At 55.1% G+C, this 26,454-nt stretch carries 22 protein-coding genes; 12 read left to right on the top strand and 10 right to left on the bottom strand.

Annotated elements, in window-relative coordinates; genetic code table 11:
* The first annotated feature begins 4 nt into the window (after positions 1-4).
* The 3 genes from gatA (at position 5) to ACEPPP_RS14365 (ending at position 3,440) form a co-directional block, all read left to right on the top strand.
* Complete coding sequence (gene gatA, locus ACEPPP_RS14375) at positions 5-1,456, top strand: Asp-tRNA(Asn)/Glu-tRNA(Gln) amidotransferase subunit GatA (protein ID WP_374087784.1); 1,452 nt, start codon at positions 5-7, stop codon at positions 1,454-1,456.
* Positions 1,457-1,466: 10 nt separating this feature from the next.
* Positions 1,467-2,900 carry an Asp-tRNA(Asn)/Glu-tRNA(Gln) amidotransferase subunit GatB gene (gene gatB / locus ACEPPP_RS14370; RefSeq protein WP_374087782.1) on the top strand — a complete coding sequence of 478 codons (1,434 nt, stop codon included), beginning with the start codon at positions 1,467-1,469 and terminating at the stop codon, positions 2,898-2,900.
* A gap of 93 nt (positions 2,901-2,993) precedes the next feature.
* A complete protein-coding gene (locus ACEPPP_RS14365) occupies positions 2,994-3,440 on the top strand; it encodes an Rsd/AlgQ family anti-sigma factor (RefSeq protein WP_374087780.1) in 447 nt (148 codons plus the stop codon).
* Between the two features lie 55 nt (positions 3,441-3,495).
* On the opposite strand, the gene ACEPPP_RS14360 is transcribed toward ACEPPP_RS14365, so the two are convergent.
* Positions 3,496-6,159 carry a UPF0182 family protein gene (locus ACEPPP_RS14360; protein WP_374087778.1) on the bottom strand — a complete coding sequence of 888 codons (2,664 nt, stop codon included), beginning with the start codon at positions 6,157-6,159 and terminating at the stop codon, positions 3,496-3,498.
* A 596-nt stretch (positions 6,160-6,755) separates the two neighbouring features.
* On the opposite strand from ACEPPP_RS14360, the gene fusA reads away from it, so the two are divergent.
* Positions 6,756-8,840 carry an elongation factor G gene (fusA, locus tag ACEPPP_RS14355; protein WP_374087777.1) on the top strand — a complete coding sequence of 695 codons (2,085 nt, stop codon included), beginning with the start codon at positions 6,756-6,758 and terminating at the stop codon, positions 8,838-8,840.
* A gap of 153 nt (positions 8,841-8,993) precedes the next feature.
* On the opposite strand, the gene ACEPPP_RS14350 is transcribed toward fusA, so the two are convergent.
* The gene (locus ACEPPP_RS14350; protein ID WP_374087776.1) at positions 8,994-9,737 is read right to left on the bottom strand and encodes a lytic transglycosylase domain-containing protein; all 744 of its coding nucleotides are present in this window, start codon (positions 9,735-9,737) and stop codon (positions 8,994-8,996) included.
* Between the two features lie 239 nt (positions 9,738-9,976).
* Between ACEPPP_RS14350 and ACEPPP_RS14345 the strand changes: the two genes are divergently transcribed.
* Positions 9,977-10,510 carry a hypothetical protein gene (locus ACEPPP_RS14345; RefSeq protein ID WP_374087774.1) on the top strand — a complete coding sequence of 178 codons (534 nt, stop codon included), beginning with the start codon at positions 9,977-9,979 and terminating at the stop codon, positions 10,508-10,510.
* A gap of 28 nt (positions 10,511-10,538) precedes the next feature.
* Here the strand turns inward: ACEPPP_RS14345 and ACEPPP_RS14340 are convergent, their stop codons facing one another.
* The 6 genes from ACEPPP_RS14340 to ACEPPP_RS14315 all read right to left on the bottom strand — a co-directional run bounded on the left by ACEPPP_RS14340 (position 10,539) and on the right by ACEPPP_RS14315 (position 17,518).
* Positions 10,539-12,110: a metallophosphoesterase gene (locus tag ACEPPP_RS14340; RefSeq protein WP_374087773.1), complete on the bottom strand. Its 1,572-nt coding sequence runs from the start codon at positions 12,108-12,110 to the stop codon at positions 10,539-10,541.
* A gap of 256 nt (positions 12,111-12,366) precedes the next feature.
* Positions 12,367-12,774, bottom strand: a complete 408-nt coding sequence (locus ACEPPP_RS14335; RefSeq protein WP_374087771.1) for a hypothetical protein — start codon at positions 12,772-12,774, stop codon at positions 12,367-12,369.
* 64 nt (positions 12,775-12,838) lie between these two features.
* Complete coding sequence (locus ACEPPP_RS14330) at positions 12,839-13,378, bottom strand: ATP/GTP-binding protein (protein WP_374087769.1); 540 nt, start codon at positions 13,376-13,378, stop codon at positions 12,839-12,841.
* Between the two features lie 14 nt (positions 13,379-13,392).
* The gene (locus tag ACEPPP_RS14325; protein ID WP_374087768.1) at positions 13,393-14,385 is read right to left on the bottom strand and encodes a hypothetical protein; all 993 of its coding nucleotides are present in this window, start codon (positions 14,383-14,385) and stop codon (positions 13,393-13,395) included.
* Positions 14,386-14,966: 581 nt separating this feature from the next.
* The gene (locus tag ACEPPP_RS14320; protein WP_374087766.1) at positions 14,967-15,152 is read right to left on the bottom strand and encodes a hypothetical protein; all 186 of its coding nucleotides are present in this window, start codon (positions 15,150-15,152) and stop codon (positions 14,967-14,969) included.
* Positions 15,153-15,154: 2 nt separating this feature from the next.
* A complete protein-coding gene (locus ACEPPP_RS14315) occupies positions 15,155-17,518 on the bottom strand; it encodes a DNA translocase FtsK (RefSeq protein ID WP_374087764.1) in 2,364 nt (787 codons plus the stop codon).
* 202 nt (positions 17,519-17,720) lie between these two features.
* Between ACEPPP_RS14315 and trxB the strand changes: the two genes are divergently transcribed.
* The 4 genes from trxB to infA all read left to right on the top strand — a co-directional run bounded on the left by trxB (position 17,721) and on the right by infA (position 20,518).
* The gene (trxB, locus tag ACEPPP_RS14310; protein ID WP_374087763.1) at positions 17,721-18,674 is read left to right on the top strand and encodes a thioredoxin-disulfide reductase; all 954 of its coding nucleotides are present in this window, start codon (positions 17,721-17,723) and stop codon (positions 18,672-18,674) included.
* Positions 18,675-18,731: 57 nt separating this feature from the next.
* A complete protein-coding gene (gene aat, locus ACEPPP_RS14305) occupies positions 18,732-19,427 on the top strand; it encodes a leucyl/phenylalanyl-tRNA--protein transferase (RefSeq protein ID WP_374087761.1) in 696 nt (231 codons plus the stop codon).
* Entirely contained in the window at positions 19,424-20,143 is a 720-nt protein-coding gene (locus ACEPPP_RS14300; protein ID WP_374087759.1) for an arginyltransferase, read from the top strand. The genes aat and ACEPPP_RS14300 overlap by 4 nt, the downstream gene beginning before the upstream one ends.
* Positions 20,144-20,299: 156 nt before the next feature.
* Positions 20,300-20,518 (top strand): translation initiation factor IF-1, encoded by a 219-nt coding sequence (gene infA / locus ACEPPP_RS14295; protein WP_202051417.1) that lies wholly within the window; start codon positions 20,300-20,302, stop codon positions 20,516-20,518.
* Between the two features lie 35 nt (positions 20,519-20,553).
* On the opposite strand, the gene clpA is transcribed toward infA, so the two are convergent.
* Positions 20,554-22,824: an ATP-dependent Clp protease ATP-binding subunit ClpA gene (clpA, locus tag ACEPPP_RS14290; protein WP_374087758.1), complete on the bottom strand. Its 2,271-nt coding sequence runs from the start codon at positions 22,822-22,824 to the stop codon at positions 20,554-20,556.
* An 11-nt stretch (positions 22,825-22,835) separates the two neighbouring features.
* The gene (gene clpS / locus ACEPPP_RS14285) at positions 22,836-23,159 is read right to left on the bottom strand and encodes an ATP-dependent Clp protease adapter ClpS (protein WP_024299889.1); all 324 of its coding nucleotides are present in this window, start codon (positions 23,157-23,159) and stop codon (positions 22,836-22,838) included.
* Between the two features lie 258 nt (positions 23,160-23,417).
* Here clpS and ACEPPP_RS14280 point away from each other — a divergent pair, with 258 nt between their 5' ends.
* From ACEPPP_RS14280 to purB, 3 genes are read left to right on the top strand one after another with little or no spacing between them, the layout of a single operon-like run.
* Positions 23,418-23,879, top strand: a complete 462-nt coding sequence (locus ACEPPP_RS14280; protein ID WP_374087756.1) for an NUDIX hydrolase — start codon at positions 23,418-23,420, stop codon at positions 23,877-23,879.
* Positions 23,872-24,963 carry a tRNA 2-thiouridine(34) synthase MnmA gene (gene mnmA / locus ACEPPP_RS14275; RefSeq protein WP_374087755.1) on the top strand — a complete coding sequence of 364 codons (1,092 nt, stop codon included), beginning with the start codon at positions 23,872-23,874 and terminating at the stop codon, positions 24,961-24,963. Before ACEPPP_RS14280 ends, mnmA begins: the two co-directional genes overlap by 8 nt.
* A gap of 32 nt (positions 24,964-24,995) precedes the next feature.
* Positions 24,996-26,360, top strand: coding sequence for an adenylosuccinate lyase (purB, locus tag ACEPPP_RS14270; protein WP_374087753.1), 1,365 nt, complete (start codon positions 24,996-24,998; stop codon positions 26,358-26,360).
* Positions 26,361-26,454: the final 94 nt, after the last annotated feature.

Here is a 26,454-nt window from a genome sequence, read left to right as displayed (position 1 = left end):
TCGAATGTATAACAAGACCCTCGCGGAGCTGGCCGAAGGACTCCGCAACCGACAGTTTTCAAGCCGCGAATTGACCGAGGCTTACCTCACACGAATCAAACAACACCCGGAGCTGAATGCGTTCATTACGGTGACCGAAGACCTGGCTTTACGGCAGGCGGACGCCGCGGACGCACGCCTCGCTGAAGGCGATGCGGGACCGTTGACCGGCATTCCGATCGCGCACAAGGACATTTTCTGCACCGACGGCGTCAAGACCAGCTGCGGCTCGAAGATGCTCGACAACTTCATCGCGCCGTACGATGCGACGGTGGTCGCGAACCTGCAGCAGGCGGGCGCGGTGATGCTCGGCAAACTGAACATGGACGAGTTTGCGATGGGCTCGTCGAACGAAACCAGCCATTACGGCCCGGTCAAGAACCCTTGGGATTTGAGCACGGTGCCGGGCGGCTCGTCCGGAGGCTCGGCCGCAGCAGTCGCCGCGAGGCTCGCGGCCGGCGTAACCGGCACCGACACCGGAGGCTCGATCCGCCAGCCGGCGTCTTTTTGCGGCATCACCGGCCTTAAGCCGACCTACGGCCGCGTCTCGCGCTACGGCATGATCGCCTATGCCTCCAGCCTTGACCAGGGCGGCCCGATGGCGCGGACGGCCGAGGATGCGGCGATTCTGCTGCAGGCGATGGCCGGCTTCGATGAACGGGATTCGACCAGCGCCGAGCGGCCGGTGCCGGATTACCGGGCCGGTTTGAACCAGCCCCTCCACGGACTGAAGATCGGCCTGCCGAAGGAGTTTTTCGGCGAGGGTCTCTCCTCCGATGTCGCTTCGGTGATCGATGCGGCGATTGACGAGTACCGTAAGCTCGGCGCCGAGATCGTCGAAGTCTCGATGCCGAATCTGAAGCTCGCGATCCCGGCTTATTACGTGATCGCGCCGGCCGAATGCTCGGCAAACCTGTCGCGCTTCGACGGCGTGCGTTTCGGCTACCGCTGCGAAAATCCCGCCGACCTGTCCGATCTTTATACGCGCTCGCGCGGCGAAGCCTTCGGCCGCGAAGTCAAGCGCCGGATATTGATGGGCACCTATGCGCTGTCGGCCGGATATTACGACGCCTATTACATCAAGGCACAAAAAATCCGCCGCCTGATCAGCGAAGACTTCAAAAGGGCGCTGACAGAAGTCGATGTGCTGATGGGGCCGGTCGCGCCGTCGGTTGCGTTCGGCATCGGCGAAAAGATCGGCAATCCGATTGAGATGTATCTGTCCGATATTTACACGATTGCGGTCAACCTGGCGGGACTACCGGCGATGTCGATCCCGGCCGGACTCGCGTCCGGCAAACCGGTCGGCCTGCAAATCATCGGCGATTATTTCGCCGAAGACCGCCTTTTGGCCATCGCGCATCGCTATCAACAGGCCACGAACTGGCATCAACTCACCCCGCCCGGATTTCAATAGGAGACTTGCTATGGAATGGGAAACCGTCATCGGCCTGGAAATTCATACCCAGCTTGCCACGAAATCGAAAATCTTTTCCGGCGCCGCGACCGCCTACGGCGCCGAACCGAATACTCAGGCCTGCGCGGTCGACCTCGGCCTGCCGGGTGTCTTGCCGGTCTTGAATCAGGAAGCGGTTAAGATGGCCGTTAAATTCGGTCTCGCGATCGAGGCCGAGATCGCGCCTTATTCGGTATTCGCGCGCAAAAACTATTTCTACCCCGATCTGCCAAAAGGCTATCAGATCAGCCAGTTCGAACTGCCGATCGTCGGCAACGGGCATCTGGATATCGAGGTGGACGGCGTCACCAAGCGCATCGGCATCACCCGCGCGCACCTCGAAGAAGACGCCGGCAAATCGCTGCACGAAGATTTTCACGGCCTGACCGGCATCGACCTGAACCGCGCCGGGACGCCGCTGCTCGAAATCGTCTCCGAACCGGACATGCGTTCGGCGAAGGAAGCGGTCGCCTACATGCGCAAGCTGCACGAACTGGTGCGCTATCTCGGCATTTGTGACGGCAACATGCAGGAAGGCTCGTTCCGCTGCGACGCGAACGTGTCGGTGCGACCGAAAGGCCAGAAAGAGTTCGGCACCCGCGCCGAACTGAAAAACATCAATTCGTTCAAATTCGTCGAGAAAGCGATCAACTACGAAGTCGAACGGCAGATCGATCTGATCGAGGCCGGCGGCAAGGTGGTGCAGGAAACGCGGCTGTACGATTCGGTCAAGGACGTGACCCGCTCGATGCGCAGCAAGGAAGAAGCGAACGATTACCGCTATTTCCCCGACCCCGACCTGCTGCCGGTGTCTATTTCGGAAGAATTTAAAGCCGAGGTGCAGGCGACGATGCCGGAATTGCCGGACGCGAAGAAGCAGCGCTTCAAGGACCAGTTCGGGCTCGACGACGAAAGTACGACGATTCTGACTTCATCGCGCGAGATGGCCGATTATTTCGAGGCGCTGCTGAAGGCTTCAGGCGTCGAGGCGCGGCTCTGCGCGAATTGGGTGACCGGCGAACTGGCGGCCGCCTTGAATAAATCGGGTCTTGAAATTGCCGAATCACCGGTCAGTTACCAACGCCTGGCGGGACTTTTGCTGCGGATCGCGGACAATACGATCTCCGGCAAGATTGCGAAGCAGGTTTTCGAGGAAATGTGGCAAAATGAAGCCGGCGCGGACGAGATCATCGAAACCCAAGGCCTGAAACAGATCACCGATACCGGCGCGATCGAGGCGATCATCGACAAGATCATCGCGGATAATCCGGGTCAGGTCGAACAATACCGGAGCGGCAAGGACAAGGTGTTCGGCTTTTTTGTCGGCCAGGTGATGAAGGCGATGCAGGGCAAGGCCAGTCCCGAGGAAGTCAACCGGATGCTGAAAGAGAAACTGCAACCCTAAACGTAGTGACTTGGAGACGTCCGCTGCGGATCGCAGCGGACGGCATAAATTCAGAATAATAAAATTTAACCAATTCTCGGGGGGAGAACCATCATGACGACGACAGAGCAGGTGAGACCGGAAAGAAGGCAACGCAGCGCTCAACTGATCGCCGAGTTGCAAAACGAAAGGAAGGACTTGTGGTCGTTATATTGCCGGATAGGCGACCTGAAACCGTTTACCGACATAGAGCGGGTCAAGACCAAACTGGCCCGGTTTGCGGAAGTCCTGGTCGACTATGTGTCGCTCGGGCATTTCGGCCTTTATGAACGGATATTGGCCGGCACCGAACGCCGCGCAAGCATCATGACGCTTGCGACCGAGATTTATCCGGAATTCTCCGAGGTGACCGATCTGTCGGTCGCCTTCAATGACAAATACGAGCAAGCCCAAGACGCCGGCGCCTTGGCGACCCTGGCGGACGACTTATCGGAGCTGGGCGAAGCCCTGGCCAAGCGCTTCGAGCTCGAAGACCGGCTTTGCGCGCTGATGCGACGCTAAGCGGATCCTGATTCCCACAAAAAAGGCGGGCAGCCTGTGCTGCCCGCCCTGCTGATCATTGAGGAGCGGCTTCCTTCGCGGTTCCTGTCCCGCCGGTTTCCGAGGCCGCTTTCAAAAACCGCTGTTTCAGGCGATCGAACGCCGCCCACAAGGTTTTATCCATCACGACTTCATTGCCCATCGACACGATCACCCGGCGTAATTCCGGTATTTTGACCTTGGTCGAGACCAGATAAACCGGCTGCACATAGAGCACGGTTTTGCCCATCGGCAGAATCACCATGCGCCCCAGTTTGACCTCCGAACCGGACTGATCCCACAAGGTGAATTGCGCGGAAATTTCGGGGTCCTGATTGATCAGGGCTTCGACCTGCGCCGGGCCGTTCACCTGCACTTCCTTGCGGAACTTATAGATCGTGATACCGGGTTTGTAGTTAAATCCGCAAGTCTCCTTATCCAGAATACTCGCAACGCCGATCATGCTCAGATTGTCCCGGCTCACCGGCGTCATCGGATTGATCATCACGAATTCTTCCAGATCCTTACAGTTGCCGAAATCCATCGTCTGGTAGTACGGCCTGACCTCCTGATTGCGCACATTCGCGAACTGCCAGGTCTCGGCCTGCTCATAAAACAGCTCGGGAATGGTTTGATGATATTTCGCATACACCTTCATCTGCATGTAAAAAAGGTCGCGCGGGTAGCGCAAATGCTTTTGCAGCTCGACCGGCATTTCCTCCATGTTTTTGAATAAACTCGGATACGCTCGCGCATAGGCATTGATGATGACATCCGAAGGATCGGCAATGTAATAATCGACCGTGCCGTCAAACGCATCGATGACGATCTTGACCGAATTCCGGATATAGTTGAACGGCTGATCACCTTCCAGATAATCATCCGCGGCCGGTTTCGAGGCCGGATACCACTTCGATATGGTATAGGCATCCTGTATCCAGTAGAAGCGGTCCTTGGTCATCACCAGATAAGGATCCTTGTCCAACTGCAGAAAGGGTGTGATCGCGTTGACTCGCTCGGTAATATTCCGGCGAATCATCGCTTTACTGCCCTCGGTGGATACCCCCAAGGAAAAGAATATTCTTTCGTCCTTGAAATATAAAGCCAACAAGGCCTTGCGGAACAGGGACCGTATTGGAATGCCGCTTTGGCCAGTATATTCTTTTTCATCGACGTTTTGATCGCCGACTTCAGACCCTTTACCGACTTCAAGCCCTTTAACCTTTAACTTGTTGGGCACGATGGCATAGTCATACTTGCCTTCGCCGTAATAGATCTCAGGGTTTTTCGTGCTGAGCCCGACCTGCGAAGACATATTCAAATCGCGCAGATAAAAAACCAGCGGCATGTCCGCGTCTTGGGCGGCCGGCGAGACGACCGCGCCGGTACCGTGCGTATAGCGCAAGTGCGTGTTTTCCCAGTTTTGCGCCGATTCGGGAAGCTTGCTGATATTCACTTCGCGGGCAGCCAGATTGACCTGCCGGATATGGTCCAGCAGGAAATATCTATCCTCATCGACCGACAAGAACTGATAATAAGGCCGGATCACCTGCAGTTGCTGATAGCTGTCGATCAGAAACTCCCGATCCCAGACCGGAATGTTTTCAAAACGCTTCTGCGCACTCCAGGTCGTGATGTCCTCGGCTGCATTCACGTTGATGTCCTGATCGATGACGCGGATGTTTTTTAGGTCGTAGGCGTTCAGCGTCGCATCGATGTTGAACTGCATGAACGGCTTTTCAGCCTTAACCGGATTCGGATTGACGATGTACCTCTGGATCTGATTCGGAATGGAGTCGACATTCGGCAGATACCAGGCAAATAAAAACGCGGCCGACGCAACCAAAAACGGGGCCTTGATCCGGTGTTCCTTCGAGAAGATGAACAGACAGGCGGTCACCGCGACGGCCAGGAAGGTGATGATGCCGATCCAGATCAACGGCAATTGATAATAAATTTCGACGAATCCCGGCCCGAAAAACACCGGCGCATGATTGTGCGAATAAAGCAGTGAAAACCGCTCCAGCATGAAGCCCCAGACCACGAACAGCACGATGAAGCCGACCAAGACGGTCAGATGAATCTTCGCGCCGATGTGGTATTCCTTGTTTTGATTCGGAATGAAGACATGTTCCAGCCAATACAGGGTGCCGACCGCAATAAAAATGATCACCGCAGTCGTCAACAGTTCTTTTTGGATCAGCAGGTAAATCGGATACGACAGCATGTAAAAGCTGACATCGTTGCCGTAAACCGTGTCGGCGACGCCCGCGGACTGGCCGAAAAAATACAGCAATGCCGCATCCCATTGCTGATAGAACGGAATCGCGATGAACACGGCCAGGACCAGAGAGATCGGGGTATAAACCTTGACTGAATCGCCCATGAACACATCGGCGAAGCGCTGGAAACGCCGGCGCTTGTCCAGATCGGCCAACACCTCATCCGGGGGATTCAGGCCCAGGTAACGCGAAGCGATCCAGAAATGAAAAAAGAAAATCAGGAAAAAAGCCAGAGTCACGCCGCCGGACAGGAAAAACCGGTACAGCAGCCTGAGCCAGAAGTACGGTTCCTGTTTCAGCGATTGAAACCACCACAGGTCGACGAACAGATCAAGGAAAATGAAATAAAAGGCGACAATGATGACCGCGATTCCCAGGATCGCTCCAATCAACACGGGTATAAACCTCAGATTCCGCATAGTATCCTCATGCTTTAATTAGAATGTATTATTTTGACGCCGAGCCGCGCATCGTCTTGATGGGCTCCAGGCAAAGAATCTCCGATCATGGCCGTATTTTAACACCCAACAACCGGAGCGCTGCCGCTTTTATCGCATGGCTTTCAGGAATGGCGCTGCCGTCCGCGCAACCATCGCATCCTGGAGGGTACTATTGCGTACATCCGGAAATAATGCAAATGCTCCGCTCTGACGCGCCCTGTATTCCTCCTATTGATCAGCCTTAGCGGGCCGAAATCGCCAAGAACTGAAGGCCGGGCGGTACGTATTTGATGTTTTTATATATTTTTTTAAAAGTTTTAGGTTAAAATAGCCGGCTATCGAAACTGGGTGCGTGCTCGGCAACAAACTTAGGTTAAGGCCAGCACTTGAAGTTGTCCCAACCGCAGGCTTCGATGCGTTCCGTCCAAACCCTTGGTTACCATGACTGCGGTCTTCGGCATCAGGCAGCAGGTCACGCCTTGCACCGTTCAAACCTCCTGTCGAATTTGCTTGAGTGAATACGCGAGGGCGGTTAATGCAAAAAGATTTTTATGCCCAACATTTAGAGTAACAACATGACTGATTTAAGCCTTTACAGAAACATCGGCATATTCGCGCACGTGGATGCCGGTAAAACCACCACGACCGAGCGTATCCTGAAGCTCACCGGCAAGATTCACAAGCTGGGCGAGGTGCACGACGGCGCCGCGACCACCGACTTCATGGTGCAAGAACAAGAACGCGGCATCACCATCCAGTCCGCGGCGACCACCTGTTTCTGGAAGGACCATCGCTTCAACATCATCGATACCCCGGGCCACGTTGACTTTACGATCGAAGTGTACCGCTCGCTGAAAGTTCTCGACGGTGGCATCGGCGTGTTCTGCGGTTCCGGCGGCGTTGAACCGCAATCGGAAACCAACTGGCGCTATGCGAACGACTCCAAGGTCTCCCGCCTTATCTACGTCAACAAACTCGACCGTATCGGCGCCGATTTCTATCGCGTGGTCAAGCAGGTCGAAGACGTTCTGGGCGCAGTCCCTCTGGTCATGACCTTGCCGATCGGCGTTGAAGATCAATTCTCGGGCGTGGTCGACCTGTTGACCCGTAAGGCATGGATCTGGGACGATTCCGGAGATCCGATGAGCTACCGCATAGAAGACGTTCCTGCCGACATGGCGGACAAAGTCGAAGAATGGCGCGAAAAACTGATCGAAACCGCGGTCGAGCAGGACGACGATGCGATGGAAAAATATCTGGAAGGCGAAGTACCCGACTTGGATACCATCAAACGCTGCATCCGCAAAGGCACCATCAACATGGCGTTTTTCCCGACTTATTGCGGTTCGTCTTTCAAAAACAAGGGCGTGCAACTCGTCCTGGACGGCGTCGTCGATTACTTGCCGAATCCAACCGAAGTCAAGCCGCAACCTGAAACCGATCTCGAGGGCAATCCGACCGGCGAATATGCGATCGTCGATCCGAAGCGTCCGCTGCGCGCCTTGGTATTCAAGATCATGGACGACCGTTTCGGCGCACTGAACTTCATTCGGATTTATTCAGGCACGCTGAAGAAAGGCGATACCCTGCTGAATACCTACACCGGCAAAAACGAAAGGGTTGGCCGTATGGTGGAAATGCACGCCGACGACCGTTCCGAAATCGAATCGGCCCAAGCAGGCGACATTATCGCACTGATCGGCCTGAAAAACGTGCAAACCGGCCATACCCTGTGCGATCCCGACAAGCCGGCGACGCTTGAACCGATGGTTTTCCCCGAACCGGTTATCTCGGTTGCGATTACCCCGAAAGATAAAGGCTCCAACGAAAAAATGGGCGTCGCGCTCGGCAAAATGGTCGCGGAAGATCCGTCCTTCCACGTGATGACCGACGAAGAAAGCGGCGAAACGATCCTGAAAGGCATGGGCGAGTTGCACCTCGACATCAAGGTCGACATTCTGAAACGGACCCACGGCGTCGACGTCATCGTCGGCAAGCCGCAAGTCGCTTACCGCGAAACGATCACCCGCCGCGTCGAAGACAGCTACACGCACAAGAAGCAATCCGGTGGTTCCGGTCAATACGCGAAGATCGATTATGCGATCGAGCCGGGCGAGCCAGGCAGCGGCTTTGCATTCGAATCCGCGGTCACCGGCGGTAACGTACCGCGCGAATACTGGCCGGCGGTCGAAAAAGGCTTCAAGAGCATGCTGGATCAAGGCGTCTTGGCAGGCTATCCGTGCTTGGACTTCAAAGTCACCCTGCTCGACGGCGGCTTCCACGCGGTCGACTCCTCATCGATTGCATTCGAAATTGCCGCGAAAGCCGCGTTCCGTCAATCGATTCCAAAGGCAGCGCCACAATTGATCGAACCGATCATGAAGGTTGACGCGTTTACACCGGAAGACCATGTCGGCGACGTGATCGGCGACTTGAACCGCCGCCGTGGCATGATCAAATCGCAAGATCCAGGCGTCACCGGCGTACGGATCAAGGCGGATGTACCGCTGAGCGAAATGTTCGGCTACATCGGCGACCTGCGTACGATGACTTCCGGCCGCGGCCAGTTCTCGATGGAATTCTCTCACTACCTGCCATGCCCTAAAAACGTGGCTGACGAAGTGATCAAGGAAGCCATAGAGCGCAATAAAAAGAAATAATCCGGCAACACCGGGTTAGACACTAAAAAGGCCGGGCAGCTTTGCTGTCCGGCCTTTTTTATTTGATCCGTAAAAGAACTGACTGGCTGATTACAAATCAAATTCTTGAAAAATCCTTGATCAATGAAGGTTCCTCAAAGCCCACTGTACCATTCAATTACACGTCACATTCCATTCAAGCACCCGCCCCGAACAACCACTCGATCTTTTTCTAAAGTAGCTGCGGATCTGATCCGGGTTCTCGTGCAAGGCCAATACCTCGCTGACATAATGCTGCGTTTCGGCATAGGGCGGAATGTTATGATGGTGCCTGATCACCGCATTTTCGCCGGCATTATAGGCCGCCACGGCCAGGCGCAAATCGGAATTGAACAGGTGCAGTAAGTGTTTCAGATAACGCGTACCGCCCTCGATGTTTTGTACCGGATCGTAACTGTCCGTCACGCCGAAGCGCGCCGCCGTCGCCGGCATCAACTGCATCAAACCCACCGCCCCGGCCGATGAAACCGCGGACGGATTGTAGGCGGATTCGGCCTGGATCACAGCATGCAGCAATTTGGGATCGACCTGATGCTTGTCGGCGGTCTTCGCGATCAATTGCTCGAATTGCTGTTTGTTTTTACTGCGCGACACCCGCACGGTTCTCGAAGGCACGGGATTAACCGTTTTGAACTTCGCCGCAGGTTTTTCCGTTCGCCTGGCCTGAGGCCGGTACGTTTCACCATTCACATTGACGACCACGTTACCCGAAACATTTTCCGGATGAAACTTCGTATAACCGTTTGCGTTCGAATAAACTTCTTGGCCGTTGATATTGATGGAGATATCCGCCCGAGAAGCCGAACAGAAAACGAGCGCACACAAGGCGATGCAGGTTTTTATTGGTTGATTGAACATATCGATCCCATGCGGTCCGGTTTCAGGCCAAAAGGCAAACGCCCACGAATACACCTTAATTTCAAATTAAAGCATAATTTTCACCGTTAGCCAACCAAGCATGGGCACAAATCAACCCCCTCTCCTACAATCAATCCACAACCTTTCCATAAAATTACGAAAATTCAGACAGTTACAAACCCGATTTGACTTTTGCTTATTTTATGATTTTATGAGCAGGTCTGTTTGCGGAGGTTACTATGAAACCAGACTGTCATTACTTGCATGCGCCTTCCGATAATCCTGTGATAGCGATCGTCCAGGGTATCGACCGGGATGTGGAACACGGGGAAGACTTGTTGATGTTGGGCCTCGGGATCGTGATGCTGTCGTCCACGTTCGCGCCGGTCGCGCCGCCGACCGTGCTCCTGCCATTGGTCGCACTGACATTCGCGATTACGGTGTGTTTCGCGCACCGGAATTATCAGCGCATGGAACGCAAGCTGTTCGCCTCGATGACGCAGTTGAACAGCCAGGAACTTGCCCTGCTCCGGCCGATCGCGGCCGTGTTTTCCGAAGCGCCGGCCGGCTCATTGGCCGAATCTTTCAATCCGGCCAAAAACTTGAAAAGAACGTTGAAAAGCGCGCTCGGCGGGGTGTTGATCAATCCCCTGTGGATGCCGATTTTTTATATGATGGGTATCCAGATCAAGGCGGAAAAAAATCTGATCACGTTGAATCAAGCCATTATCGGTGTCGAGCGTAGAATCCTACCGCCCTCCACGAGGGCCTGAAGCATATAACGAGAGATACGCAGGGCGCTTAGGTTCCCGTCAACAGCCGTTGCCACAAGGGCTCCGGCAGTTCAAAGTCGCGCATGCGCTGTACGACGCCGTCGACCTCATAGGGCAAGGCGATATAGTTCAACACCTTCTTCTCCCGGTCATAAATCGCAAATTGCGCGCCGCGATTGCCGTTGCGCGGCTGGCCGACCGACCCCGGGCAGACCAGCGCATGCTTATACGCGCCCAGGTCGATGACCTCATCGCTCACATGATGATCCGCCCGACGCCTGTCGCGCGCAAAGATTCCCGGCATATGCGAGTGGCCGTGGAAACATAGCGCCCGGTTTTTATGCTGCAAGTGGTCCAGATTGTCTTCGGCGGTCATCGAATAGACATAACCGTAAAAGAACGTCGGATCGATCGGAGCCCCGTGCACGGCGAGCCATTCATCATTCTCGAGCACGGCCGGCAGGTATTTCAGCCAATCCTTGTGTTCTTCGGATAAGCGTTCCGCGGTCCATTTGATGACCGCTTTGGCGGTTTGCGAAAAGCCGGTTTCCGCCTTATTGATCGCGGCGGCATGGTCATGATTGCCCTTGATGATGTTCAAGGAACAGTCCTGCAATCTTTCGATGCATTCGGCAGGATCGGGGCCATAGCCGACAATGTCGCCCAGGATGATGCCGTCCTGAATGTTTTCGGCTTCCAAATAGCCCAGCACACGCTCCAGCGCCGGATAATTGGCATGAATATCGGCCAGCAACGCAAAATAGCGTGAGGTGCCGCGTCCCGAAGCCGCGGGTTTCTTGCGATGCTTTGCCGCCGATTCCTTGGTAAACAATAACAGCGTATCGATCAATTGCCGCACCAGTTGCGTTTTCTCTTCGCTGGGCATGAACAGCGAGCGCAATTGTTCGGCCACGATCACGTTGCAGTGAGTATCCTCAAAAACGGCATCGATCAAATTCGCAAGATCCCGCCCCATCTGTTCGATAAAATCCCGATCCAGCCAGGCATAGGTTCGAATGTAGACGCCGAGCATGATCGAAAAGGAAACGAAATTGTCCCAGGCGTAATATTCGTCATCCAGATAAAATACCTTACCTTCGGCATCCACGCCAAAATTCGACAGCCCTTCGTCCAGTTTCAGTTGCGCCCGTTTGGCCAGATGCAGGTAGCCGGCAAATACCGCATGCAGGATGCGAAGGTATTGGCTTCGAGTCGCCGCCGACTCCGGCCGGGTTTCGAATAAGGCATGAATGGGCTGCAGACGCGGGCAAATATTGCCAATGATGACCGCATGCGCGGCATCGCCGCCTGCGCTCGTATCGATCAAAAACCAGGTTTTATGCGGATGATGCACGCCGAGCTCGCGCTCTTTCTGCAAGGAGGCGTTGATCCAGCGCACCGCCTTGGCCTTATTGAAGCTCAGCTCGCTACGTAATTTGACGACCTCTTTTGCTCCCAGGTAAATACGGGTATTCGGCCGGCCGACAAATTCGGAACCGTAGGCCAACGAAGTCACATCCTGGGAAAGAATTTCGGTAATGATGTCGGCGTTGTAATGGTCACCGCCGTCGTGAGAACCGATCAGTTCTATTGTTTGCATTATTCAGTAGAGCGAAATGGGCGGAAAAATTCGGGGAAGCATCTTACGCTTGCGCGTGGCGTTGCTGGCAGGGAGAGACGGCGCTCAAGCGAGCGGACAAAAGGGCTTGTGATGACTCAACGCGTCGATCATTGAATCGTCAGGTAATGGGGCTCGGCAAAGCTTCCTTTCGCTAACGCCCGCCGCCGACTGGCGTCAAACAGAGGATTAGACCTTGTTTGCGCCAATCAAGCGGAGGAGGAATTATCCTAAGCGCTTATGGGCAAAGCGGCGCAATCAGCGGCAAGTTGCTTCTTACCGCGGACCAGCCCATGCCCAAGTTCGCGCTCTTGCTGGTGATCAATACGACCATAGAATCCGGCTTGTCCGGCACGGTCGCCATGAAATGGTAGGTTTTGTCCGTGGTCATTTGCACTTCCTTGATCATATTTTGCACGGTTTTGCCGCGTTGGCTGGACAGCAGCGATTCAACCGCCCTGACATTTTTTCCGCGCATCATGTCGACCGCCGCGGCCGCGACCGCTTCCAAATAGGAAGAGGTGAAGTAAGGTACGTTATGCGCCACGCCGAGCAATAAACCGCTCGACAAATCGACAACCGCGCAGCCCAGGGCGCCGTCAACATCGTTCACAATTTTACGTACAACATCATCAAGTTTAGCCATGTATTTTCTCCGTTGAGTTAAATTAATCGCACTAACAATCAAAAACTATGCTGGGTCAATCGACTTACGCATATTCCAGGGTCGTCAATAGCGTATTCAGCAATAAATTCACATCCTCGCTCTTACGCACATCGACATGAAGAACGGGCCAGGGATCGCCCCGTTCCGCAAGACATTGGTAATAATCATCGACACTGGGCTTGGTCGACAAATCATAGTGAGTCACCCCGATCACCGCCGCGCCTTGATTCAGGAAGGCGGCGTTCAGGTTTAAAAAATAATCCAGTTCGCCCATCGGGTCCGGATGGGTATTGTCCACCAGCACGATCAATCCGAGCGCCCCCTTGGTCAACAGATGGCACATGAAATCGAAGCGCCTTTGTCCGGGAGTTCCGTAAAGATAGACTTTTTCACCGTCGTCCAGCGTCAGCTCGCCATAGTCCATCGCGACCGTCGTTGAACTTTTGCGTCGAACGACGCTGTCTTCCGTGGGTTTTGCTTCGGTTGAAATCGGCACGACTTCGCTGATCGTGGCGATCGCGGTCGTTTTTCCCGCGCCGACGCAACCGGTAAAAACAAACTTGATTTTATGATTCTTGTCCATTACACATCCGAGGCTTAGGCCGTGTGGGCTTTATTCAGTCGTGATCTGATTTTAGAAAACAGACTGACTTTTTCAGGATTCAGTTGTTTGTTATGGATATCAGCCTCCGAACTCTGCTCGATCAATCCGACGATCTCGCAGGCATTATAAAAATCGTAGATCATCTTGATCGGAATGCCGGTTTTCTCCGCAACCACCAGCAAACTGACCGCGTTGCTTTGCATGAAGGCGGCCAGTTTGATCAAGTCCTGACAATCGGAAAGATTCAAATCCGGCCAACGTTTCAAGCGCACGGGCTTGTCCGCCGCGGCCCCTTCCAGCAAACGGCCTTGCGAAGATTTGTACACCCCGTACCAGAGCAGGCTTCTCAAGGTATAAGGCTTCAAATCTTCGGCTTCGGATAGCTGTTCGAGCTCTGCCTCGGTCACCTGGCTTCGGGTCGTGCAGGAAATCAACGCCTGATCGGCGGCAAAAAAGGGCGCCAACAGATCCAGGCTGGACGGACTGTAAAACACTTGCTGCTCGGGATAAACATAAATACGGCCCGGTGAGTTGGGTATATTCAATTCGTATATCAGCAGCCCGTTTTTGTCCGCCGCGCCCAGCAGTTGTCCGATAAAACCTTGCCGCGGACTGAAAGCCTCTGCCAGCACCGGAGTTGCGGTCACTTCCGCGACTGCGGCCACCGTGGCCGTGATATTGACCGGCGGCGCCTCCACCGTTCCGATCGAGGGCCCCTGATTTCTGCGCTCGGTCAGCGTATCCTCGCACAGCAAATTGAACAGCTCGATCATTGACCGGATACGCGGCACGCTACGGGAATCGCACAACAACCACATATCATTGCTGGCACTGTCCGCACTGCTTTCTTCCTTGGAGGTAAAAATGCAGCGGTCACGCGGCAACGCTTTCAAGTTATCCTCTTGCTCCATCCGTGCATTCAGGCTTTCCGGCAACAGGTAATAATCTACCGGAGGCGCTGTAACAAGCCGCCAATTTTTAAGCAAGCCTCGCTCAGCCAGGGACAGAACGGACTCGATGTTCCGCTCCTCGAACTCACTAAATCCGACTAATTTGAGGTTAATTGAATCTTGCGACATGTTTTTATTATTTAATGTAAAAAATGAGAATTCCGGCTTAATGCTTGATTTTTACTGCTTTAACTAAGCCGTTTATCTAACCTTGGGATAAGTATAGTTCGATTTATTAATGCTGCTTGAGAATCCCAACAAAAAGTTTTGGTGATTTATCTCGAAATTATGTATCATTGAGAAATTTTTTCTTTCTTAAAAAGAAACCCCTGGCCTCCTTTCGTTTCCCCTTGCCGAGCCATGCTGCGCCATCCCACTTGCCCGTTAAATGACGCGGCGCGGCATCAGATCGTATAGGCTGAACAAAAATGTAGTTGAAGACTAAGGAATTTCAACGCAGCATCCAGAACAATCTGCAATTTTTTTATCGAGCGCCTGCGCCGCCAGCGATTACGGCGCATCGAATGCCGAATGATGCAGAAAGGAGAAATGCAGCGTTTTTTGCGGAAGAAGACCGGCCCAGTCAGACGACAGACGGAGCCAAGCACTTGAAAGGATTACTTATAGAAGGAATAGAGCAAGGCGGCGGCGACCAACTGCAAAAACACCAGGCCCCAAAAATAGAGCCCGAAGAGCACGGCCTTGACCTGGGTCGCATGCTCTTTAGGATGCCGCCTGACCAGCAGCCAGCCGCCGCCGGACGCCAGAATCAGAATGAAGATACCGATCAGCGTTAATTGCACGACTAATCCCTGATCGGCGCCGGCGCCAGCACGACGCGGGAGCCGTTCGATTCGGCCGGGCTGACCACACCCGCCGCCTCCATCGTTTCGATCATCGTCGCGGCGCGGTTATAGCCGATCTTGAAGCGCCTTTGCACGCTCGAAATCGAGGCCTTGCGCGTCTCGGTCACGAACTGCACCGCCTGATCGTACAAGGCATCGCCTTCGGCATCGCCGAAACCGCCGGCGCCGCCGACCATGCCGAAAGCATCGCCCCCTTCGGAGGCTTCGCGGGTGATCTCCTCGAGATAATTGGCCGGCCCCGTCAGTTTCAAGAACTCGACGACGCGATGCACTTCATGGTCGTCGACGAATGCACCGTGCGCGCGTATCGGAATGCTGGTGCCCGACGGCAAGAACAGCATGTCGCCGTTACCGAGCAATGCTTCCGCGCCGCCCTGGTCGAGAATGGTCCGGGAATCGATACGGGATGAAACCTGGAACGAGATACGCGTCGGCACGTTGGCCTTGATCAATCCGGTCAACACATCGACCGACGGACGCTGCGTCGCCAGGATCAGATGAATGCCGGCCGCCCGAGCCTTTTGCGCGAGCCGCGCGATCAGTTCCTCGACCTTTTTGCCGACGATCATCATCATGTCGGCCAACTCGTCGATCACGATCACGATGCTCGGCAGCATCTCCAATACCGGCGGCTCCTCGTCCTCCGCCAACGGATTCAGCGCCTGGAACATCGGGTCCTTGATCTTCTCGCCGCGCGCTTCCGCATCCGCGACCAGCTGATTGAAGCCGGCCAAGTTTCTGACGCCCATTTTCGACATCAGCTTGTAGCGCCGCTCCATCTCGGCGACCGCCCAACGCAACGCGTTGCTGGCCTCCTTCATGTCGGTCACGACCGGCGTCAACAGATGCGGAATGCCTTCATAAACCGACAATTCGAGCATCTTCGGATCGATCATGATCATCCTGACCTGCTCGGGCGTCGATTTGTACAGCATGCTCAAGATCATCGTATTGATCGCGACCGACTTACCCGAACCGGTGGTGCCGGCGACCAAGGCGTGCGGCATCTTGCCGAGGTCCGCGACCAGTGGCGCGCCGGAAATATCCTTGCCCATCGCCAACGTCAGGTTCGATTTCGACTTCACGAAAGTGCCGGAAGCGAGCAATTCGCGCAGGTTGACCATTTCGCGTTCGCGGTTCGGAATCTCGAGGCCGATCACCGATTTGCCGGGGATCACTTCGACGATACGCACGCTGGTCACCGATAGAGCCCGCGCCAAATCTTTCGACAACGAGCTAATCCGGCTGACCTTCACGCCGGGCGCCGGCTGCAATTCGAAGCGGGTAATCACCGGCCCCGGCAGAAAGCCGACGACTTCGACATTGACATTGAAGTCCTGCAGAATGTTTTCGACCAGCCTGGACATTTCCTCCAGGTCGGTCTGCGTATAGCCTTTGACCCGCGTATCGCGGTTATCCAACAAGTCGAGCGACGGCAAGGCCCCCTGGTTCTGATAGCTTGCGGACGCTGCTTTTGTTTTTTTTGCGACCTGCTTGGCTACCGCTTTTTGCGCATCGGCCAGCACCTTTTCGAGGACCGGCGACATCTTTGCCGCGGCTTTTTTGACGGTTTCGATTTCGGCTTTGACTGGCGGCGTCGGCGCGGGCTTGGGAGGAACGAATGCAGGACTGAAAGACGCTTCCGGATCATCCAGCTCATCCGCATACACCTCCTCGTCTTCCCGCACCGCGAACCGTCTTGCACCGAAACCGGCCAAACGGCCAATCAATGCCTTGGACAACAGCACGGTATATTTGCCGATCAAGTCCAGCACCGCAAGCCAGGAGACCTTGGTCGCCAGCGTAATCCCGGCCAGCAGGCCAACCATCAAGAACAAGGTCGCGCCGGAATTACCGAGCTTGACGACCAGCGTGTTGCCGATTTCCTGCCCGACGATGCCGCCGGTGCTGTTCGGCAGATCGATGCCGGGGCGCAGCAGATACAGATTCAGCAAGGCGGTCGCCGCTATCAGCGTCACGAATAGTCCCACGGCATGCAAAACCAGCGGAATGATCTTGGGGGCTTCCTGCTGTTGATGCAGCTTGTAGCCGGCCCAAAAAATAATCAACGGGAAGGGGTAAGCCAACAAACCGAAAAAGCTGAAACTCAGATCGGCGAGCCAGGCCCCGAACACGCCGCAGGCATTGGCGATCACCTTCGTCGTCCCGCTATGCGTCCAGCCGGCGTCTTCGAGACTGAAGGTCGCCAGTGCAATCAGGAAAAACAAGCCGCAGGCAAAAAAAACCAAAACGGCGATTTCACGTAAACCACGAACAGTTTTTTCTTCCATTACAGCAAACATGGCATTTCTCGGAGAAAATAAAAACTTAATAAAACATGATTATAGAACAAGCACCAGAGAGATAACATTAATAATTTTGCGGTCATGGCTTGGTTTTTCGGCGCCCTATCCCCATTCTAGGCAAATAGGATTTCAGTTTACGAACCCAGCGTTCGCCTGCATAATTGATCGCAAAATTTTGTTTATCCCTGACGAGGTCTGAATGAGCGCCACCAAACACTGCCGACTATTAATTCTTGGCTCCGGCCCTGCCGGCTATACCGCCGCCGTCTATGCCGCGCGTGCGAATCTGAATCCGGTCATGATCACCGGCCTGCAGCAAGGCGGCCAGCTAACCACCACGACCGAGGTGGATAATTGGCCCGGCGATGTCGAGGGACTGCAAGGCCCCGATCTGATGGAAAGAATGCGCCAGCATGCCGAGCGCTTCGACACCGAAATCATCTTCGACCATATTCATACCGCCGACCTGTCGGTGCGGCCGTTCGTGCTGACCGGCGATGCCGGCAGCTATACGTGTGATGCGCTGATCATCGCGACCGGCGCGTCGGCCCGCTATTTGGGACTCGACTCCGAGGAGGCTTTCAAAGGCCGGGGCGTCTCCGCGTGCGCGACCTGCGACGGTTTTTTCTACAGGAACAAACCGGTCGCGGTGATCGGCGGCGGCAACACCGCAGTGGAAGAGGCACTTTATCTGGCAAATATCGCCTCGCATGTGACAGTCGTGCACCGCCGGGACAAATTTCGCTCAGAAAAAATTCTCTCCAATAAGTTACTCGAAAAAGCCGCAAACGGCAACGTGACCATCGAATGGAACCACAACCTCGATGAGGTGCTCGGCGACGACATGGGTGTCACCGGAATCCGAATCAAAGACACACAAAACGGCTCCACCAAGGAAATCGACGTGCACGGCGTCTTCATCGCGATCGGCCATACGCCGAATACCAGCATTTTCGAAGGCCAGATCGACATGGAGCATGGCTATATCAAGGTCAAAAGCGGCATTGCCGGCAATGCGACCGCGACCAGCGTTCCCGGCGTTTTTGCGGCCGGCGATGTGATGGATGCGGTCTATAAACAGGCAATCACCTCCGCCGGAGCGGGCTGTATGGCCGCACTCGATGCGGAAAAATATCTCGATGAATTGCAATAAAGGCATACCGTCTAATAGCGCGGCGGCTTAGCCGCGCTATTAGCCTGTCCCTGACCGATGAGAATAACCATACTCGATCCCCGCCGGCCGGAGCAACCGTTCCCGCCGCTCCATACCGCGCTGACCGAGCCGAACGGTCTGCTGGCGGCGGGAGGCTGCCTGTCGGTAACGCGTTTGTTAAACGCCTACCGGCACGGCGTGTTCCCGTGGTACAACGAAAACGAGCCGATCTTGTGGTGGTCACCCGATCCGCGCCTGGTGCTGTTTCCAGAGCGCCTGCAAGTCTCGCGCAGCCTGAAAAAAACTCTGCGCAAGGACAGGTTTAGCGTGACATTCGACACCGCCTTCGACAAAGTGATCGCCGCCTGCGCCAATGCCCGGCAAGACCGCGAAGGCACTTGGATCACCCCGGACATCAGGCGCGCCTACAACGAACTGCATCTTTCGGGCTTCGCGCATTCGGCCGAAACCTGGTACGGAGGCGAACTGGTCGGCGGCTTATACGGCGTCGCGATCGGCCGGGTCTTTTTTGGCGAATCGATGTTCCATACGCTCACCGATGCGTCGAAAGCCGCATTCGCGGTGCTGGTTCAGCACCTCAAAGACTGGAATTTTGCCTTGATCGACTGTCAGGTTTACACCCCGCATCTGGCGAGTCTCGGCGCCGAATTGATCGACCGCGACGCATTCAGGCAGCTGCTCGACCGTTACTGTACCGAAGCCGCCGCGGCCAGCGCCTGGCAATCACGATGAAATCGATCCCCTTATTCATCACCGGCGATCATCCGTGCAGTTATCTTGCCGGCGAAATCGCGCGCTCCACATTCGTGCACCCTGCCTTTCGAATGACGCAGTCAATCTATGCGGAATTGTTGAAACACGGTTTCCGGCGCAGCGGCAATGATGTTTATGCGCCGCATTGCGCGCAGTGTTCCGCCTGCATCTCGGCCAGAATCCCGGTCGCCCGCTTCACCCCGGACCGGCGGCAAAAACGCTGCCTGAAAAAAAATGCCGAAACCCGCGTTGCGATCAAACCGGCCGTGTTCGAGCAAGCCCATTACGACATGTATCTGCGTTATCAAAACAGCCGTCATACGGATGGATCAATGGCACATGCCAGCCCTGAAGACTATATCGATTTTCTCGGTAACAGCTGGTGCGACACCATCTTCGCCGAGTTTTCGATTGCCGGCGAGCCGGCGGCGATTGCGGTCGTCGACCGTTTCGCCGAGGCCTGGTCGGCGGTTTATACCTTTTTCGATCCGAAATTTGCCGACTTTAGCCCCGGCGTCTATGCGGTATTATGGCAAGTCGAAGAAGCGCGCCGGCAGCAGCGCGAATTCGTGTACCTCGGCTACTGGATACAAAATTGTCGGAAAATGGCCTACAAGCGCAATTATCAACCGCTACAGCTCCATATCGGCCAGGAGTGGCGGGAATTTTCCAGTTTCTCAACCTGCACGCCCTAACGCAGCCTAACAGCCTTCTCCCTTGCAATCCGCCGAATCAGCCGTTTTTGCTGATGCAAGAACGAATCGCGATTGCCCTCTAGCCACGATGCTCTTTTGTTGTTAGACGCTTCCTTGTGCTATCATTACGGGTTTTTAACACCCCGGATTAAAACCATGGCAAAAGAAGATCAAATTGAAATGGAAGGCAAGGTCATCGACACCCTTCCGAATACGATGTTTAGAGTGCAGCTCGAAAACGGCCATATCGTGACCGCGCATATTTCCGGCAAGATGCGCAAGCACTATATTCGCATTCTGACCGGCGATACGGTCAAGGTCGAAATGACGCCTTATGATTTGACCAAAGGCCGCATCACCTTCCGGATGCGCTAATCCCTGGCTCATCCAGGGATCGCGCCTCCGCCGTCTCAAATGCTTTCGGGCACGATCAAGTCCTTACTTTCAATCGCAAAAGCCAGTTCGTTGTTTTCCACGTAAATTCTGACATGGCCGCCATGGGTCAGCTTGCCGAACAGCAAGTCGTTCGCCAGCGGTTTCTTGATTTTTTCCTGTATCAGCCGCGCCATCGGCCGGGCTCCCATTTTCGGATCGCAGCCGTTTTCGGCCAGCCATAACCGGGCATCGGCGTCGAGCGTCAACGTCACGTGGCGATCGGCCAGCAAAGCCTCCAGCTCGAAGATAAATTTATCGACCACATGCCCTACGACCGAGATATTCAACGGCTTGAACTGAATGATCGCGTCCAGGCGGTTTCTGAATTCCGGTGAAAATCCTCTTTCGATCGCCTTCAGGCTGTCTCCGGCATGATCCTGCTGAGTAAAGCCGATAGACGCGCGGCCGCCCTCTTCGGAGCCCGCATTGGTCGTCATCACCAGAATGATGTTGCGGAAATCGGCTTTACGGCCGTTATTGTCGGTCAAGGTGCCGTGATCCATCACTTGCAACAACAGGTTGAATACGTCCGGATGCGCTTTTTCGAGCTCATCCAAAAGCAGCACCGCATGCGGATGCTTGGTGACTTGCTCGGTTAAAAGCCCCCCCTGGTCGAAACCGACATAGCCGGGAGGCGCACCGATTAGGCGCGATACGGTATGCCGCTCCATGTATTCGGACATATCGAAACGAATCAGCTCGACGCCCATGATTTTGGCCAATTGCCGGGTCACTTCGGTCTTGCCGACGCCGGTCGGCCCCGCGAACAGGAACGAACCGATCGTTTTTTGCGTTTCGCGCAGCCCCGCCCGGGACAATTTGATCGCCGAGGCCAGTGCCGCAATCGCTTCGTCCTGACCAAAAACGAGCATCTTCAGATTCTTTTCGAGGTTGGCCAGCTTGTCGACATCATTCGATGAAACCGTTTTGGCCGGCACCCTGGCAATTTTCGAGACGATTTCTTCGATTTCATTCACGTCGATCACCTGCTTACGCTCCGCCTCGGACAGCATGCGCTGCCGCGCGCCGGCTTCGTCGATCACGTCGATCGCCTTGTCCGGCAGATGCCGATCGGTAATATAGCGGTCGGACAACTCGGCCGCCAGACGCAGGGACTCGGCCGAATAAATCACATCATGGTGTTCCTCGAAACGGGCTTTCAGGCCTTTCAAAATGAGCACCGTATCTTCGACCGAGGGCTCCAGCACATCGACCTTCTGAAAACGGCGCGCCAGCGCATGATCTTTTTCAAACACGCCGCGGTATTCCTGGAAGGTGGTCGAACCGATGCAGCGCATTTGCCCGGAAGCGAGCAATGGCTTGATCAGATTCGACGCATCCATCACGCCGCCCGAAGCGGAACCGGCGCCGATGATCGTATGAATCTCGTCGATGAACAGGATCGAATCGGGCTCTCGCTTCAGTTGATTGACCAAAGCCTTCAGGCGTTTTTCAAAATCGCCGCGGTATTTGGTGCCGGCGACCAGTGCGCCGAGATCCAGCGCATAGATCACGCTGTTCCTGAGAACGTGCGGCACGCTGTCCTCGACGATGCGCTTGGCAAGCCCTTCCGCGATCGCAGTCTTGCCGACCCCGGCCTCGCCGACCAAGAGTGGATTATTTTTGCGGCGCCGGCACAGAATCTGAATCGTCCGCTCGACTTCCGACTCCCGTCCGATCAACGGATCGATGCGTCCGCGGCGCGCCTCCTCGTTCAGGTTCGTCGTATATTTATCTAACGGGCTGCCTGAAGACTCCGCATCCGGATTCGACGTGTCGGGGTTGCGGTCTTCGCTGGCCTGATTTTCCTGATCGACTTTCGAAATTCCGTGCGCGAGATAATTGACGACATCTAGCCTTGAAATGTCCTGTTTGTTCAGCAGATAGACCGCATGCGAATCCTGTTCGCTGAACAGCGCGACAAACAGATTGGCGCCGGACACTTCTTTTTTATCGGAAGCCTGCACGTGAAAGACGGCGCGCTGCAATACCCGCTGAAAACCTAACGTCGGTTGTGTTTCGCGTTGTACGCCTTGTGGAATCAGCGAAATAGTTTCGTCGATGAATTGCGTCAACTGCCCTCTCAGCAGCTTGATATTGCAGCCGCAGGCTTTCATGATCGCTTCGGCGGAAGGATTATCCAGCAATGCCAGGAGCAAATGTTCGACCGTTATAAATTCATGCCTTTTTTCATGCGCATTCTTAAAGGCATTATTCAGGGTAACTTCAAGTTCTTTACTTAACATAAGCTCACCAATTATGCTTCTTCCATAGTGCACATCAACGGATGCTGATGCGCTCGTGAATATTCATTGACCAGATACACCTTGGTTTCCGCCACATCCTTCGAAAAGGTCCCGCACACGCCGACTCCCTGCATGTGAACCTGCAGCATCACCTGCGTGGCTTTCTCATGCGGCATGCCGAAAAACTCCATCAGGATTTCGACCACGAAATCCATCGGCGTGAAATCGTCATTCAACAGGATAACCTTGTAGAGGGGCGGCTTTTTAAGTTTGGGTTTGGCTTCCTGCAAAGCCAGGCCGTTATGGTTATCATGGAATGGTTCAAAATCAGACATAGACATCGTGGCAAAAAATCTTTACAAGCTTAACAATAATACCAAATGATAGTTTATTTCAAGCCTATTAAGCATCGCGAAAGCCGTCTGCCCCCTCATGCTCGAAGTATAGCGCTTTTTAATACACCTTCGCAGACTAATATCAGCAAACGCTTCTGCTCGTTGCGTTTGACAGAATGCACGCGCAGAGTTCAATTCGTTGTCCCCGTGAACGACAAATCGAGTAAAATAACCGTTTTGTATTATTGAGGAAAATGAATGGTTTGGAAGCCGCATGTGACCGTGGCCGCGATCATCGAGCGTGATCAACGATTCTTGGTGGTGGAGGAAGAGACCACCGACGGCATCAAACTGAATCAGCCGGCGGGCCATTTGGAAGAAGGCGAAGATTTGCTGACCGCGGCGCGGCGCGAGGTTTTCGAGGAAACCGCCTGGCGCTTCGAACCGGAACATCTGGTCGGAATTCAACTCTGGCGACGAAATCCCGAATCGCCGAGCTTCCTGCGCGTCTGTTTTTCCGGAAGCTGTCACAGCCATGAGCCGGAAGTCCCGCTGGACACCGGCATCATCGCGGCGCACTGGCTGACGCGCGATGAACTGATGTCCGATCCGAAACGGCTCAGAAGCCCCTTGGTCGCCTTATGCGTGGACGAATACCTGGCCGGTGCCCGTTATCCCTTGTCGTTAATCCAATCCCTGCTCGATCTGAACCATGGCTAAAAATATCATTGTCGGCATGTCGGGCGGCGTCGACTCCTCGGTCACCGCGCTGCTGCTCCTGGAACAGGGCCACCAGGTCACCGGTTTGTTCATGAAAAACTGGGAAGAGGACGACGGCACCGAGTATTGCACCGCGATGCAGGACCTCGCCGACGCGCAGCAGGTTTGCGACCGGCTCGGCATCGAACTGAAAACGGTCAATTTCGCGGCCGAATATTGGGACGAAGTGTTTGAAGTGTTTTTGTCCGAGTTCGAAAAAGGCCGCACGCCGAACCCCGACATTCTCTGCAACAAGCATGTCAAATTCAAGGCATTCTTGAATTACGCGATCGAGGATTTGGGCGCCGAATACATCGCGACCGGCCACTATGCCCGCGTCGAAGAGCGCGGCGGCGAATACTTTTTGCTGAAAGGCCTCGATCCTGCCAAGGAACAGAGCTACTTCCTCTATACGCTGGGCCAAAAGCAATTGTCGCGCACGCTGTTTCCGATCGGCCATCTGCACAAGACCGAAATCCGCGCGCTGGCGGAAAAGGCAGGCTTCGACAATTGCCGCAAAAAAGACAGTACCGGCATCTGCTTCATCGGCGAGCGCAAGTTCAAGGAATTCTTGCAGCGCTACCTGCCGACCCAGCCCGGCGACATCCGCACGCCGGAAGGCCGCACGATCGGCCGCCATCACGGCCTGATGTACTACACGCTCGGCCAGCGTCAGGGCCTCGGCATCGGCGGCGTCCAGAACACGCCCGACGAGCCCTGGTATGTGCTCGAAAAAGACCTCGACAACAATGTGCTGCTGGTCGGCCAGGGCCACGATCACCCCTTGATGCTGCACAATACACTCGAAGCCGGACAACTGGACTGGTGCAGCAACCGGCCGTTGACCGCAACGCTCCGCTGCGCGGCCAAGACCCGCTACCGGCAAGCCGATCAGACCTGCACGCTGTCCCCGCTGCCGGACGGGCGCTGCAAAGCCGTTTTCGACGAACCGCAACGCGCGATTACGCCGGGGCAGTCGGTCGTGTTTTATGACGGCGAGATTTGTCTCGGCGGCGGCATCATCGAAAGCAAGACCAACGCCTAATTTTTTCTTATCATCTTTAGACTGTAATCTTCATGACTCAATTTTCTCTTACTGCCATCTCTCCGATCGACGGCCGCTACGCCGACAAAGTCAGCGCCCTGCGTCCGATTTTCAGCGAATACGGCCTGATCCGCTACCGCGTGCTGGTCGAAGTGCGCTGGCTGCAGGCGCTGGCCGCGCATCCTCAGATTAGCGAAGTGCCGCCCTTCAGCGCGGCGGCCACGCAGGTATTGAATGCAATTGCGGCGGATTTTTCGGAAGCGGACGCGCAAAGAGTCAAGGATATCGAGAGAACCACCAATCACGACGTGAAGGCGGTCGAATATTTCCTGAAAGAAAAAATCGCAGGCAACGCCGAGCTTGAAAAAGTCTCCGAGTTTTTCCATTTCGCCTGCACCTCCGAAGACATCAACAACCTGTCTTATGCGCTGATGCTGAAGGAAGGCCGCGCGGCGATGCTGGAGCAAATCGATGCCTGCGGCGCGGCGATCAAGAAGCTCGCGGTCGAAAATGCGGCCCAGCCGATGCTGTCGCGCACGCACGGCCAGTCCGCGAGCCCGACGACCGCCGGCAAGGAGTTCGCGAACGTCGCGGCCCGGATCGAGCGTCAGCGCGCGCAACTGGCGCAGGTGCAACTGCTCGGCAAGATCAACGGCGCGGTCGGCAATTACAACGCGCACAGCGTCGCCTATCCCGAAGTGGATTGGGAGGCTTTCGCACAAAATTTCGTCGAATCGCTGGGCCTGACCTTCAATCCTTATACGATCCAAATCGAGCCGCACGACTACATCGCCGAATTTTTCCATGCGCTGTCGCGCTTCAATACGATACTGCTCGATTTCGACCGCGATGTCTGGGGCTACATCTCGCTCGGCTACTTCAAGCAAAAAACCGTCGCGGGCGAAGTCGGCTCCTCGACGATGCCGCACAAGGTCAATCCGATCGATTTCGAAAACTCCGAAGGCAATCTCGGCATCGCCAACGCCCTGTTCGGCTTCCTGGCCGAAAAACTGCCGGTGTCGCGCTGGCAGCGTGATTTGACCGATTCGACCGTACTGCGCAACATCGGCGTCGGCATCGCGCATACGGTGATTGCGATTCAATCGACCTTGAAAGGCATAGGCAAATTGCAGATCAATAGCGATGCCATCGAAGCCGATTTGAACGCGAACTGGGAAGTGCTCGCGGAGCCGATTCAAACGGTCATGCGCCGCTACGGCATCGAAAAACCCTACGAAAAGCTGAAGGAACTGACCCGCGGCCAGCGCATCACGCCGGACGACATGCGGGCATTCATCGAAAAACTCGATATTCCGGCGAACGCGAAGGCCGATCTGCTGGCGCTGACGCCGCGCGGTTATACCGGCTATGCCGAAGCTTTGGCAAAAAAAATCTAGTCCGCTCTTGAAAAATGCGGGATGTCTCCTAGAATTCGATTCAGTGACTTGTCATGGGTAATGCCAATTCATTGGGTCTCTCTCACCCCGTTAT

It is taken from the genome of Methylomicrobium lacus (assembly GCF_041897535.1).
GTDB lineage: Bacteria > Pseudomonadota > Gammaproteobacteria > Methylococcales > Methylomonadaceae > Methylomicrobium > Methylomicrobium lacus_A.
Note: the sequence above shows the minus strand (reverse complement) of the source record. Positions and strands in the feature narration are given on the sequence as shown.

Bases quoted from the DNA above. Each gene is read 5' to 3' on its own strand.
- ACEPPP_RS14365 (WP_374087780.1), top strand. From the start codon at position 2,994: ATGACGACGACAGAGCAGGTGAGACCGGAAAGAAGGCAACGCAGCGCT.
- ACEPPP_RS14360 (WP_374087778.1), bottom strand. From the start codon at position 6,159: ATGCGGAATCTGAGGTTTATACCCGTGTTGATTGGAGCGATCCTGGGA.
- gatA (WP_374087784.1), top strand. From the start codon at position 5: ATGTATAACAAGACCCTCGCGGAGCTGGCCGAAGGACTCCGCAACCGA.
- ACEPPP_RS14330 (WP_374087769.1), bottom strand. From the start codon at position 13,378: ATGGACAAGAATCATAAAATCAAGTTTGTTTTTACCGGTTGCGTCGGC.
- trxB (WP_374087763.1), top strand. From the start codon at position 17,721: ATGAGCGCCACCAAACACTGCCGACTATTAATTCTTGGCTCCGGCCCT.
- clpS (WP_024299889.1), bottom strand. From the start codon at position 23,159: ATGTCTGATTTTGAACCATTCCATGATAACCATAACGGCCTGGCTTTG.
- ACEPPP_RS14340 (WP_374087773.1), bottom strand. From the start codon at position 12,110: ATGCAAACAATAGAACTGATCGGTTCTCACGACGGCGGTGACCATTAC.
- ACEPPP_RS14280 (WP_374087756.1), top strand. From the start codon at position 23,418: ATGGTTTGGAAGCCGCATGTGACCGTGGCCGCGATCATCGAGCGTGAT.
- ACEPPP_RS14335 (WP_374087771.1), bottom strand. From the start codon at position 12,774: ATGGCTAAACTTGATGATGTTGTACGTAAAATTGTGAACGATGTTGAC.
- gatB (WP_374087782.1), top strand. From the start codon at position 1,467: ATGGAATGGGAAACCGTCATCGGCCTGGAAATTCATACCCAGCTTGCC.
- ACEPPP_RS14300 (WP_374087759.1), top strand. From the start codon at position 19,424: ATGAAATCGATCCCCTTATTCATCACCGGCGATCATCCGTGCAGTTAT.
- fusA (WP_374087777.1), top strand. From the start codon at position 6,756: ATGACTGATTTAAGCCTTTACAGAAACATCGGCATATTCGCGCACGTG.
- mnmA (WP_374087755.1), top strand. From the start codon at position 23,872: ATGGCTAAAAATATCATTGTCGGCATGTCGGGCGGCGTCGACTCCTCG.
- purB (WP_374087753.1), top strand. From the start codon at position 24,996: ATGACTCAATTTTCTCTTACTGCCATCTCTCCGATCGACGGCCGCTAC.
- clpA (WP_374087758.1), bottom strand. From the start codon at position 22,824: ATGTTAAGTAAAGAACTTGAAGTTACCCTGAATAATGCCTTTAAGAAT.
- ACEPPP_RS14350 (WP_374087776.1), bottom strand. From the start codon at position 9,737: ATGTTCAATCAACCAATAAAAACCTGCATCGCCTTGTGTGCGCTCGTT.
- aat (WP_374087761.1), top strand. From the start codon at position 18,732: ATGAGAATAACCATACTCGATCCCCGCCGGCCGGAGCAACCGTTCCCG.
- ACEPPP_RS14315 (WP_374087764.1), bottom strand. From the start codon at position 17,518: ATGTTTGCTGTAATGGAAGAAAAAACTGTTCGTGGTTTACGTGAAATC.
- ACEPPP_RS14345 (WP_374087774.1), top strand. From the start codon at position 9,977: ATGAAACCAGACTGTCATTACTTGCATGCGCCTTCCGATAATCCTGTG.
- infA (WP_202051417.1), top strand. From the start codon at position 20,300: ATGGCAAAAGAAGATCAAATTGAAATGGAAGGCAAGGTCATCGACACC.